The 12,452-nt window shown below is 51.1% G+C and carries 11 protein-coding genes; 6 read left to right on the forward strand and 5 right to left on the reverse strand.

The genetic code is table 11. The features are described from left to right. Window positions 1–19 precede the first annotated feature (19 nt). Window positions 20–1,477: an APC family permease gene (locus H924_RS03180; RefSeq protein ID WP_015650516.1), complete on the reverse strand. Its 1,458-nt coding sequence runs from the start codon at window positions 1,475–1,477 to the stop codon at window positions 20–22. Between the two features lie 242 nt (window positions 1,478–1,719). Here H924_RS03180 and H924_RS03185 point away from each other — a divergent pair, with 242 nt between their 5' ends. Both H924_RS03185 and solA read left to right on the forward strand, forming a co-directional pair. Further along, window positions 1,720–2,907 (forward strand): tyramine oxidase subunit B, encoded by a 1,188-nt coding sequence (locus H924_RS03185; protein WP_015650517.1) that lies wholly within the window; start codon window positions 1,720–1,722, stop codon window positions 2,905–2,907. A gap of 30 nt (window positions 2,908–2,937) precedes the next feature. Next, window positions 2,938–4,125, forward strand: a complete 1,188-nt coding sequence (gene solA / locus H924_RS03190) for an N-methyl-L-tryptophan oxidase (protein ID WP_015650518.1) — start codon at window positions 2,938–2,940, stop codon at window positions 4,123–4,125. A 102-nt stretch (window positions 4,126–4,227) separates the two neighbouring features. On the opposite strand, the gene H924_RS03195 is transcribed toward solA, so the two are convergent. The 3 genes from H924_RS03195 to H924_RS03205 all read right to left on the reverse strand — a co-directional run bounded on the left by H924_RS03195 (window position 4,228) and on the right by H924_RS03205 (window position 6,646). Then, on the reverse strand, window positions 4,228–5,457 hold the full coding sequence (locus tag H924_RS03195; RefSeq protein ID WP_015650519.1) for a hypothetical protein: 1,230 nt from the start codon (window positions 5,455–5,457) through the stop codon (window positions 4,228–4,230). Window positions 5,458–5,555: 98 nt separating this feature from the next. Continuing rightward, entirely contained in the window at window positions 5,556–6,386 is an 831-nt protein-coding gene (locus H924_RS03200; protein WP_015650520.1) for a C40 family peptidase, read from the reverse strand. After that, a complete protein-coding gene (locus H924_RS03205) occupies window positions 6,383–6,646 on the reverse strand; it encodes a hypothetical protein (protein WP_029703499.1) in 264 nt (87 codons plus the stop codon). The genes H924_RS03200 and H924_RS03205 overlap by 4 nt, the downstream gene beginning before the upstream one ends. Window positions 6,647–6,744: 98 nt before the next feature. Here H924_RS03205 and upp point away from each other — a divergent pair, with 98 nt between their 5' ends. Beyond that, window positions 6,745–7,380: a uracil phosphoribosyltransferase gene (upp, locus tag H924_RS03210; RefSeq protein WP_015650522.1), complete on the forward strand. Its 636-nt coding sequence runs from the start codon at window positions 6,745–6,747 to the stop codon at window positions 7,378–7,380. A gap of 80 nt (window positions 7,381–7,460) precedes the next feature. Next, on the forward strand, window positions 7,461–7,862 hold the full coding sequence (locus H924_RS03215; RefSeq protein WP_245533893.1) for a helix-turn-helix domain-containing protein: 402 nt from the start codon (window positions 7,461–7,463) through the stop codon (window positions 7,860–7,862). Here H924_RS03215 and H924_RS03220 read toward each other — a convergent pair. Next, the gene (locus H924_RS03220) at window positions 7,859–9,451 is read right to left on the reverse strand and encodes a phospho-sugar mutase (RefSeq protein ID WP_015650524.1); all 1,593 of its coding nucleotides are present in this window, start codon (window positions 9,449–9,451) and stop codon (window positions 7,859–7,861) included. The two genes, H924_RS03215 and H924_RS03220, sit on opposite strands and share 4 nt — an antisense overlap. A gap of 107 nt (window positions 9,452–9,558) precedes the next feature. On the opposite strand from H924_RS03220, the gene H924_RS03225 reads away from it, so the two are divergent. Both H924_RS03225 and H924_RS03230 read left to right on the forward strand, forming a co-directional pair. Continuing rightward, window positions 9,559–10,743: a M20 family metallopeptidase gene (locus tag H924_RS03225; RefSeq protein WP_015650525.1), complete on the forward strand. Its 1,185-nt coding sequence runs from the start codon at window positions 9,559–9,561 to the stop codon at window positions 10,741–10,743. A 138-nt stretch (window positions 10,744–10,881) separates the two neighbouring features. Further along, entirely contained in the window at window positions 10,882–12,291 is a 1,410-nt protein-coding gene (locus H924_RS03230; RefSeq protein WP_015650526.1) for an NAD(P)H-quinone dehydrogenase, read from the forward strand. The last annotated feature ends 161 nt before the right edge of the window (window positions 12,292–12,452 follow it).

The following is a 12,452-nucleotide window of genomic DNA, read 5'->3' on the forward strand; positions in this document are numbered from 1 at the left end:
CTCTGCTAGACCTTAATTTTTATGCGTGGGTGATTTTTCCCTTGCGAACCACGAGGGAGGAAAAGTATCCGATTCCGAAGAAAATAGGAGCCAGAACACCCATTGCAATTGCGATTGTTACTGACCCACCAACAAGCATTGGAAGGTTGATGACGATGAAGATTAGTACTGCAATGAGTGCAACCAAGGAAATCATTGGAGCTATGAAAGTCGCCCAGGTGGAGTCATTTGCAGAACGATTCATTGCGAAGTAGCGGATAACAGCAGCCGAAACCATAACCATCATTATGACAATGGCATAGGTGGAAAGTCCGGAGAACCAGGTGAATATTTGTGTAATCGGATCAGCTCCGACGATCACTGCTACTGCCAGTAAGACAACAACGCTGATGGATTGAACGACTGAGGCGGTGTGTGGAGAACCATGCCTCGCGTGGGTGGCGGCAACCTTTGTAGGGAGGCAGCCATCTTGTGCGATTGATTTGATGTAGCGGGCTAGAACATTGTGGAAGGAAAGGGAAGCAGCAAAAAGACTGGTGGGGAGCAAAACCTGGACTACGATTCCAGCCCATGAACCTATGTAGTTTGCAGCGGTTGTAATAACCATTCCTTCTGGATCTTCGGCAGCGATAGCGGCGATGTCCGCAGCACCCCAAGCTTCGACGATTGCCCATCCAGAGAGGGTATAGAAGATGCCGATGACTGCAAGGGAGATATAGGTTGCGCGAGGGATGGTCCGCTCGGGGTCTTTTGCTTCATCTCTAAATACCGTTGTTGCCTCAAAGCCGATGAAACCTGCAAAAGCGAGCATGAGTCCGACAACTGGGGAACCAGAAGTGATTGCACTTGGCGCGAAGGAATCGAGATCCAATCCATCACTTCCTCCCTTGGCGATGATCATTGCAACCATCAACAAGGTAATTCCGATCTCTCCAACAAGAACGTATCCGAGTGCCTTTGAACTCAGTTCGATATGACGATACCCAAGAAAACCAATGATAATAACGTTGACTAGCATCCAAGCCCACCATGGAGTTGGAATTCCAGCTTGGGCGGAGAGTGAAGCGAGGTTAACGCCTAGATAGGCATAAACAGCAAATTGCACTGCTGTGTATGTCAACAGTGCTAGCCATGCAGTTCCCATTCCAATGTGCTGGTTGGATGCAGCCTCAACGTAGGAATAAAATGCACCGGGTTTCTTAATTCTTCGGGCCATTGTGGTGAGGCCAACAGAGAATACTCCGAGAATCACTGCACTTAGTGCATACATTGCCGGGTATCCAGCCCCATTTCCCGCAGCAATACCGACAGGTAGAGCACCAGCAATCACAGTTAAGGGAGCAGTGGCCGCAATGACCATGAAGACAATTGAGGTGGTGCCAAGTTTGGCCCTTGATACTTCAGTGCTGACAATGCTGCTACCCGACTGAGGAATTGTCGAAGTAGAAACAGTCTCCGGAGGCGTTTTAATCGTCATTTGATGGCCTTTCAAGAGCGGGACTGATAAAAGTTTATGCACTTGCGTGTGACCTATTTCTACCTATTGAACGATAGATATTGCAATAGATATGTAATGAGAGTCACTATTTCTCAAGGATTTAAAAGGGCGTAACTATTAACGTAAAACCTGTCGAACGACCGGTTTTGCATATATAATTTCGGTAGATCTATAGTTATCCGTTATCGGATCAAGCTCAAAATGTTCAAGGAGGACTTCAAATGTCAGAAGCAGTAACTGGTGGATCAGCATCTATCCAGATTGATCAAGGGGTAAATCCACGCATGGACACTCTATTTTTGAGCGAACCTGAAATGATTGAAGCTGGTGTCACGGATATGGCACGTTGTGTAGCGACAATGGAGGAAGTTCTGACATGTCTTTCGGTAGAGGACTTCCGGATGGCTGGCATGAATAACAACTCACACGGCGCGATGGTGTCTTTTCCAAAGTCCTCCCCACATCAAAACATGCCACTTGATTCCCCCGATCGTCGATTTATGGCTATGCCGGCTTACCTTGGCGGACGATTTAACCGTGCAGGGGTGAAATGGTATGGATCTAACGTTTCCAACCGAGAAGTTGGTTTACCACGTTCAATCCATATGTTTGTGCTCAATGATGCAGTGACAGGTGCGCCACTTTCAATCATGAGCGCTAATTTGATTTCTGCAATTCGTACTGGAGCAATTTCTGGAGTAGGTGGACGTCACCTTGCACGAAAAGCCGCAGAAGTCGTAGCAGTGGTTGGACCTGGTGTTATGGGCAAAACTGCGCTAGAGGCCCTAATCGTCAGCGTGCCCACGCTTCATACGCTGAATATCAAGGGTAGAAGTGCTCGTGGTGTTGAAGATTTTAGTAATTGGGTCAAAGAGAATCTTCCTCAGATTACGACAATTCGCTCTTTCGAGACAGAAGAAGAGGCATTAAAAGACGCTGATGTCATCACCGTAACTACAACCACTTCCACTGAGGGCGCCAATGGATATCCTCAGATTGATCCTGCGTGGTTAAAGCCGGGCGCCTTCCTTACGCTTCCGGCAGCTGCCAGTATGCCTGATGATTTCCTAATCACTCCTCGAGTAAAACTCGTGGTCGATAATCGTGATCTTTATGAAGCTTGGCACGAAGAGTATGGCCCAGATGCGTATCAGACTGTTGGCATCATCGGCACTAAATTTATTGAGCTGGAGAAGCGCGGACTTCTTGCCCAGGGATCTGTCGTAGAAATTGCAGATGTTATTTCCGGGGCAGACCCAGGAAGAACTTCAGAAGAAGAAATCATTGTTTATTCCGTTGGTGGCATGCCGGTGGAAGATGTTGCTTGGGCATCTGACATCTACGAAAATGCTCGAGCCAAAGGAATTGGCACCACTCTCAATATCTGGGAATCACCAGCACTTGCTTAGTCACTAGCGATAGATAAGGGAGTTCGCATCTTGCCAAAAGAAGAGCATTACGATTACGTCGTCATTGGGATCGGTTCTATCGGATCTATGGCCCTGTGGCAGCTGAGCAAATTGGCAGCATCAGGAAAGAAGATCCTCGGAATTGAGCAATATGGGCAAGTTCATCCGCATGGTGGATATGCTGGTGAATCCCGATTATTTCGAGTAGCTGTTAAAGAAGGGGGCGAGCTAGTCCCCTTAGCTCAGCGAGCGAGAGAAATGTGGCTCGAGCTTAATGCAATTTCAGGGCGAGATGTGTTTCTCCCAATCGGAGCCCTGTCTATTGGACCAAAGGGAACAGTCCCAATTGAAGCAACGCTGAGCTCCATCAAAGAATGGAATCTGGAACATGATTATTTTGAGCCAGAAGAACTTCGAGAGCGTTTTCCTCAATTTGAGGTTGAAGACAATATGGTGGGAATTCTCGACTTAAATGGTGGTGGAATACGACCCGAAGTAGCAGTTGCGGTGGCATCGGATGCTGCTGTTGAGCTCGGCGCTGAACTGCGTACACATACACGTGTGGATTCTATAAATGTTGAAACTGACGAAAATGGTGCGGAGCGCGTACGAATTGCGACACAAGATGGTGATGTGTTGGCTGCGCATGTCATCATTACAACGGGTTCTTGGGCTAAGGAGCTCTTGCCGGAGTTTGAATCGAAAATCAGCATTACTCCGATAACACTGACTTGGATGATGCCACGAAACATAGCCCAGTTTTCCCCAGAAAAGTTGCCTGTATTTCTGTATGACACTGATCTGTCCAGTGGATCTCATTTTCACGTGTACGGAGCACCGAGTCTTGATGGCTACACGGTAAAGATCTCTCACGGACACGAACGGAAGCCGGTGGGCTCAGTAGCAGAACTCAACAAGGTAGTTTCGGAAGAGACCTTGGATGAGTTTTCTATCAACGCCAGTGGTGTAGTACCTGACTTTTATGAATCATGTCCTCGGTATTCGGTGCATCATGACGGTTTTACCGAAAACGGTAAGCCGATTATTGACAGGTTAAAAGACAAACCAATTACTGTAGCGGTCGGTATGAGTGGAACCGGTATGAAGTTTGCGCCAATATATGGCCAAATTGTGGCAGAACTTGCTATTTCAGGGGACTCTTCTGTGAGACCAAAGGCTTTTGGTGTTGAAAGGGAAGTATTAAACCAAAACGTGTGATCCTTAAATCTCCCTAATTGGGGGGAGCTAACCGAGAATAAAAAAGAAAATGGGTTCGACCGGAATCTTCCGGACGAACCCATCTTTTTGTTTCAATAGAGCTTAAATCTTGCTAAAACGCTTGGTCAGCATTTCTTCCAATTCACGCCATGACTGGGAGTGATCATTAAAAGGTGCGTGAGGCACATAGCCGGAGGTATCGCTGCCGCCGAGCATATAAGAGATGTAATCCTGCATGCGGGGATTGGCTAGGAAATAGGAGTTCATGGAGTCATCGTCTGCCCAGTCCGCGGTATCAGCCATGAGCTCATAAGCGCGACCCATTTGCTTGGTATCAACGGCGTCCACGGAGGTGTTGATATCTTGGACCAGGCCGTTGAAGGAGTAAACATTGTCTGGGTGAACCTGAACTTCAGTTTCGCCAGCGTTAATGCCGAGCATAAGGTCACTCCAGGTGGAAGCTCGAGCTAGATCGTGGTCATCGTGTTCTACCAGCCAGCGCAGCAGTGCCTTTTGGCTGTTGAAGGTGTAGATCTCGCCAAATTTTCCAAGGAAAACTGGCTGACCACCGAGGTAGGTACGCAAGGTGTAAACAGTGCGTCCGTCAATGATGATCTTGATGGGGTCGATGCCAGCGGCAGCCCATGCAGAGGTGTCATAGGGATCGATCTTCTCTGCTTCTTCTTTAGCAACCTGCTCTTCGGCTTCGCGGGCGGCGATTGCTGCAGCTTCTGCCTCTTGGATGCGGGTTTGGGCATCCTCGACAAATACCTTGTCTACTTCCTTGATGGTGATTGCCTCATCAAGTGCATCCACAACCTTGTCCCAGTTCGCCACAACCGCGCGACCAATGGCGGTCCATTCGCCAAGACCATTAGGGCCAGCGTAGTGGTCGGCACCACGATCAACATTGTGCAAAACCGAGTGCGAGGAGAAGAACACACTAACTGGGGCAGAAGCGGTGACATTCCCCAGGCTGCGCATCACAGCAAAAACGCGGGAAATGGTTTTGACATTGGCGTAGGAAGGGCGATCTGCCAGCAACGCCGGTGCACCGACAATGTCCAATTCGTTGTTTGCTTCTGGAACAACACGTGCAGCATCGCGGGAGTTAAAGGACTTCCACTCCGGGTGAGAGCTGAGATCGTGCTTATTATCTGATTCGATATAGGTCAAAAGCTCCGCGGGGGAGTTGAAGACATAAAGGTCATCATCGGCGCCGAGGAATGCTTGCCATTCATTGCCACCCTCGCGCCAACTTGGTGCCCAGAGAGTATAAAAGTCACCTTCGGTGAGCGAGAGTTTAATCGGGACGATTCCTTTTTCAGCCATGGTGATAAATCCTAGCCGTTAGTGAATTGCCACGTCACCTGTGCACTCAGCTTTAAGGCAATTTTTAAGGAAGCAGGCAGCCACTATGCAGATTTGAATCAACCCGTGGGCCTAAAAAATCCCTGAAAAGTCATGCCCATATTGGAAGTACGCAGCGGATTTAATTGCACGGGATCACCGGCCTCAATCAATTCACCGTTGCCGGCATACATCGCCACATGCCCATCCCACACCGCTAAATCCCCAGGTTGTAGTTGGTCTGCCGAAACCTGCGTGCCCACAGCTTGCTGCTCTGCGGTGCGCGGCAATTCCAATCCGGCTGCCCGCCATGCCCATTGCGTAAAACCACTGCAATCAAAACCATTCAAACTGGTTCCACCCCATAAGTAGGGTGCACCCAGCGCCGTCTTGGCCGCTGCCACGGCACGCTCCCCAGCACTTGCCGCGCCCGAGGTGGGCGCTGGTACCTCAGCCAGGCGGGGTTCTGCCACCGGGGTAATTGTAGAAAGCTTGTCGACGTAAGGTTGCAGGGTCTGGGTCATCTCATTAAGGCGCAAGCTTGCGTGGTCGATAAAAACGCCTGGCAACTGCATTAACTGCATTTGAGCAGCTATCGCCACCGCGGGATTTGGTATTAAAGACTGCATAAATAGCTCAATGCCTTGGCGGATAAAATCCTGCGCCAGCTGGCTTAACTCTTGGCGAGTGGCATTAATGATGGGGGCGACTTCGCGCAGCGTATTGATCAAAAGTGATCTTTGTACATCAAGAATTTCCACCAGCTGAGTGAGTTTAAGAGGGTTGGCTTGTAGCTCAGCACCAAGTTCTAGAGCTGTGGTGATTTCCGGCACCTTTGGAATGTTGAGCTCTGGCATGCTTGCTGGCTCTTGGGAGGCTAAAAAGCGCACGGTGGACAATAAATCAATCATGTCAACCGCTCCAACTGGTGAGCTAAATCAGTATCAACTGTCTCAATCTGTGAGAGCGCTTCCAAAGCCACGGTGGCCATATCTGTGGCTGTGTAATTGAATTTTTCGATATTGCCGGAGTAGGTGAGCAGGGAGTTTCTTAGTGCTTGGTGGATTTCATAGGCCATTTGCTCGCCAAAATCCGGTTGTGGCACAACTGGAGTGTCAAGGTGGAGTAGTTCTTGTGCTAAATCGCGGGCGCGGGGAATATTTATCCTCATACCCTGTTGGTCTGTGCAAAGGCTTTGAAGGTTCCCACCCAGTTTAAAAAACACTGCCACAAACGTTTTTCGGCGTTCATCATTTAACATGAGGGACTATGGACATCACCATCGTCAACCACCCACTCGTAGCCAGCAGGCTAACCCTTATGCGCGATGAGCGCAGCGACAACGCAGCCTTCCGTGCTGCTGCCAGTGACCTCGGCGCCATGCTTATTTATGAAGCATCCCGCGACTTGGAAGTTGAGCACTTCGACACCAAAACTCCAGTTGCTATCGCCGAAGGCACCCGTCTCAAACAACCTCCAATTATTGTTCCCATCATTCGCGCCGTTTTGGGCATGATTGATCCAGCGCTATCCATGATTCCTGACGCCCAGGTTGGCTTTATTGGCCTGGCCCGAAATGAAGTCACCCACGAGCCAGTTCCTTATTTGGAGGCACTGCCTGAGGATCTCACCGGCCAGCCAGTATTTTTGGTTGACCCAATGTTGGCAACTGGTGGCTCCTTGCTGCATGCCATCCGTTTGCTTGCTGATCGTGGCGCTACAGATATCACCGCCATCTGCATGGTTTCTGCACAGCCTGGTGTTGATGCTTTGGAGCAGTCCGGTCTGCCAGTTCGCTTGGTTACCGCAACAATTGATCCAGAGCTTAATGAAGATGCCTATATCGTTCCTGGTCTTGGTGATGCAGGCGATCGTCTTTATGGACCTCGAAACATTGACCTATAAAGGTCTTTAGTTCACTTTCTCAACCCCTTGCCCACTTTAGTGGGCGGTTATTGGGGGACTTGGTCGGCACAGTTGTTTTTATGTCGACAGAGATGGGTGGAAGGCGGTGGCCAAGTTATGGCCACGCCTTAGCAACCCGTCTACGAAAAATCCGCACACTGCGCGGATTAAGCCAAGAAGAATTGGCAGAGCTGTCTGGAATTAGTAGAAATTCCATCTCCAACCTGGAAAGAAATGAAAATAACCGGGGCACCGAAGTTGATCCCCGCCTTTCCACCATTTATGACCTGGCCTTTGCCTTAAATGTGCCACCCATGGCACTGCTGCCTGCAGCAGGGGATCTAGTGGCCAATATTTGTGTTGATGAACAACTCAGCATCGATGTGCGCTGGCCGACAGAAAAAGACGGCATCATTTTCGAGGACGAGCGAAACCTTAACCATCCTCGAAAATCTGCCGAAGTAGAAGAGCAAGAGACCTAAAGCTCACGCAGCCATAATTCAACTTCACTTTGCAGCTGCTGCAAGGTTTGTTGCGCCTCATCATGGGAGGCTGCTTGGCCAACTTCCAAATAAAGCTTGGCCTTGGCCTCGGTGCCTGATACCCGGGCGATCGCTCGAATATGAATGGCCCCCAACTGACCATGCAGGGTAGTTCCCTGGTTTTCTGGCAGTGCCACCGCGCGCAGTGGTACCCCTATGAGTTCCTGTGGTGGATGAGTGGTCCAGGCGTCGACAAGCTCTCTGGGGTTGGTGGTACGCACCGCAACCTGTGTGGAGGCGAAGTAGCCGTAGCGGCGGTAGAGCTCATCGAGCTTGTGCTGCAGGTTTATACCCTGTGCCTTCAGCTCCGCGGCCCAAGCAGCCATAAATAGACCTGTGGCAATGCCATCTTTATCCGGCACCATGCTTGGCGCTGGGCAGGTGCCCACTGCTTCCTCATAAGCAAAAGCCAACTCGCCGGGGAAATTATCGGCAGCACGGGAGAGATTTTTAAAACCAGTTAAAGTCTCGCCATAATCCCAGCCTTTATCGGCGGCGATGATGCTGAGCAAATGTGAGCTCACAATGGAGGTTGCTACCACCGGCGGATTGCCCGTGCCATCAAAATCCGGTACTAGGCGAGTGGCCAGCAAAGTTCCGGTTTCATCACCAGAGAGCATGCGGTGGCCGCCATCTTCGGTTCTAATACCCACCGCACAGCGATCCGCATCGGGATCGAGGGCAAGCAAAATATCAGCATCTTTAGCTGCGGCATAGTCCAGTAGCATCTCAATCGCCGAAGGTTCTTCGGGATTGGGAAAAGAAACCGTGGGGAAGGTCGGGTCGGGGAAATGCTGTGCCTTCACCGGATAAGTCTCCGGGAAACCTGCAAATTGCAAAGCATTCGACATCGCGCGACCGCCCACACCATGAAGCGCGGTATAAACTACTTTTAAGCCAGCGCGCTCGGAATTAACCCGCAGCAAATCGGCTTGATTTGGGGTGACAAGCTCCACCAAATCATCGATATAACGCCGTAATTGATCAGTGGTGGGGCGCACCGTCACGCGCGGTACTAGCACTGGATCTTCAATGGCCTGGATATGCGCCTCGAGCTCTTGCTCCAACTCCGCATAAAGTTGCCGGCCATTGGCCAAGAACACCTTATAGCCGTTATCTGCAGCGCCATTATGGGAAGCAGTAATCTGCACACCAGCATCAAGATGGCGCTGTTTTACCAGCCAAGGCACTACTGGGGTAGGGCTTGGGGTGGGCAATAACATCACCTCAAAACCAGCACCAGCAAAAACCTCCGCGGTGGTGGCTGCAAAAGTGTGGGAACCATAACGTGCGTCATATCCGACCACCACGCGCAGCGGGCCGTCTTCTGGATAAAGCGCGCGCCCAATTCCGGTTTCATCTTCAGGGACCGGATGTGGGATCTGGTCAAGGGCAGAGCGTTCTGCTAGCCAACTTGCCAAACCTGCTGTAGTGCGAGTTACCTGAAGTACATTCATCTGATGCTGAGCTGGGCCCACGGGCGCACGCATACCTGCGGTGCCGAATGTGAGCTGACGGGACTCGTCCATGAACACCCCGATCCTTGGTTTTCGTGCAATCACTATTAGAATCGACTCTACCGCTATGCGGGTAATCCCGATATGTCAGTGGAACTCAAAGGAAGGGACTACGCGTGATGGATATTGGTGCGCAGGTTGCCTCATGGATGGACCGCCACCATGACGAGGTCATCGGCTGGAGAAGGCATCTTCACAGTCACCCCGAGCTTTCCCATATGGAATATCGGACTACCGAATTTTTGGCGTCCGTACTCAAATCTCATGGACTAGAGCCTCATCTTTTCCCGGGCACTGGACTTATGGTCGATATTGGGCCCGCAAGTGATTCTCGCTTGGCTTTCCGTGCTGATATGGATGCCCTTCCATTGGTGGAAAGTACCGGTTTGGACTTCGCCTCTGAAACCACCGGAGTAGCCCACTCCTGCGGCCATGACGTTCACACTGTCATTGCGTTGGCCTTGGCATGTGCCCTGAACTCTGTGCAACTAGATATTGGAATCCGCGTAATTTTCCAACCAGCTGAAGAAGTGATGACCGGTGGCGCCACCGACCTCATCTCCTTTGGAGCACTACAGGGGGTGGATGCCATTTATGCCATTCACGTTGAGCCCAAATTGAAGGTTGGCAAGGTCGGAATTCGCGCCGGGGCGATCACTTCTGCCTCAGATGTGATTGAAATCAGAGTTAAGGGCGAAGGGGGACATAGCGCACGTCCGCACCTAGCAGCCGATGTGGTTTATGCCTTGAGTAAATTGGTTGTTGATTTGCCAGGCCTATTGTCACGTCGCGTGGATCCACGAACCGGAACTGTTTTGGTCTTTGGAACCATCAATGCGGGGTATGCCCCCAATGCCATCCCAGATTCTGGTGTGGTGTCTGGAACCTTGCGTACTGCTGATATTGGCACCTGGCGAGAAATGCGTCCTTTGGTTGCTGAGCTGGTAGAACAGGTTCTGGCACCAACTGGTGTGAAGCATGAATTGATCTACAATCCTGGTGTTCCACCGGTGCTAAATGATGATGTTGCCACTGCCTTGTTGGCTAGTGCAGCTCGAGATGTGGACCAACAAGCGGTAGTTCAAGCCCCCCAATCCTCGGGTGGCGAAGACTTCTCTTGGTACCTCGAACACGTCCCTGGATCCATGGCCCGTTTGGGTTGTTGGTCCGGTCAGGGGCCTAAACAAGACCTGCATCAAAGTGATCTGGTGGTTGATGAAAGAGCCATCGGAGTTGGTGTGAGACTGTTCGGATCACTCGTACAGCAGTACAGCAGCAGATCTGAGGCTTTCTTAAAGCATTAATGGGGGTAGTGTGTAGGGCTGGCTCTAAAAAGCTGAGACGTCACCCAGGACGGATCAGCATGTTTCATTTAGACTTGGATCACGCATAGGTGAAATCCAACCAGCATTCACCCAGCTCACACGTGTGGAGGTGCCTTAATGGCAAAGAGAATCGTAATCATCGGCGGTGGCCCAGCAGGCTACGAAGCTGCTCTAGTAGGCGCTAAATATGGCGCCGAGGTCACCGTTATCGAAGATGAGGGAGCGGGTGGATCAGCGGTTACCCTAGACTGCGTTCCTTCCAAGTCTTTTATTGCCGGTACGGGTATCAAGACTGACCTTCGTCGTGCAGATGACATGGGCCTTAACCGCGGATTGGGTAAGGCTCATCTCGAGATCGATGCTCTTAATGTCCGTGTGAAGGCTCTCGCTCAGGCTCAGTCTGAGGATATTCGCGGTCAGCTGCAGCGCGCCGGTGTGCGTTTGATTGACGGCTTTGGTCGTTTTGATGATTACAACACCAAGCAGACCACTCACTACATCAAGGTCACCCATGCCGATGGCAGTGAAGAAACTGTGGAGTGTGATCTTGTGCTGGTTGCTACCGGTGCGACCCCTCGCATTCTTAAAGGTGCAGAACCAGACGGCGAGCGCATTGTCACTTGGCGTCAGGTTTATGACATTGAAGATCTCCCAACCCACTTGATTGTTGTCGGTTCTGGCGTAACCGGTGCGGAGTTTGTCTCTGCCTTTGCTGAGCTTGGCGTGAAGGTCACCATGGTGGCTTCCCGCGACCGCATCCTTCCACACGATGATGCGGATGCTGCTGATGTGTTGGAAACCGTTCTTGCAGAGCGTGGCGTCTCTCTGGAGAAGCATGCTCGCGTGGATTCTGTTACTCGCACCGAAGATGGTGGCGTGTGCGTTCGTACTGCTGATGGCCGCGAAATCTACGGCTCCCATGCTTTGATGACTGTCGGTTCTATTCCCAATACCCATGATTTGGGCTTGGAGAACATCGGCGTGGAGCTGACTCCTTCCGGTCACATCAAGGTGGACCGTGTTTCCCGCACCAACATCTCTGGCGTTTACGCTGCCGGCGACTGTACCGACTTGTTCCCACTGGCATCTGTGGCAGCAATGCAGGGCCGTGTGGCTATGTATCACGCACTGGGTGAGGGTGTATCCCCAATTCGCCTGAAGACTGTGGCGACTGCAGTGTTTACCCGCCCAGAGATTGCGGCTGTGGGTATCACTCACGCACAGGTTGATTCCGGTGAGGTTTCTGCGCGTGTGATTGTTTTGCCACTGGCTACCAACCCACGTGCCAAGATGCGTTCCCTGCGCCACGGCTTTGTAAAGCTCTTCTGTCGCCGTAACTCTGGTTTGATCATCGGTGGTGTGATTGTGGCACCAACGGCGTCTGAGCTTATTTTGCCGATTGCAGTGGCTGTGACCAATCAGCTCACGGTGGCGGATTTGGCTGCTACTTTTGCGGTGTATCCTTCCTTGTCCGGTTCGATTACCGAGGCTGCTCGTCAGCTGATGCAGCATGATGATTTGGGCTAATTAGCCTCAATAGTGCAGCGCACCTTACCCGGGATTTCCAGTATTTTGCTGGAGGTCCCGGGTTTTTCCGTTGTGGGTTTTGGGACGTAGGGGAGAAAATCGAGGGGGAGGGTAGAGGTCTGATGATGTGAAGATGCACACCCCCTTTTTGTTAACTTTGC

This window comes from Corynebacterium callunae DSM 20147 (assembly GCF_000344785.1).
Taxonomy (GTDB): Bacteria; Actinomycetota; Actinomycetes; order Mycobacteriales; family Mycobacteriaceae; genus Corynebacterium; species Corynebacterium callunae.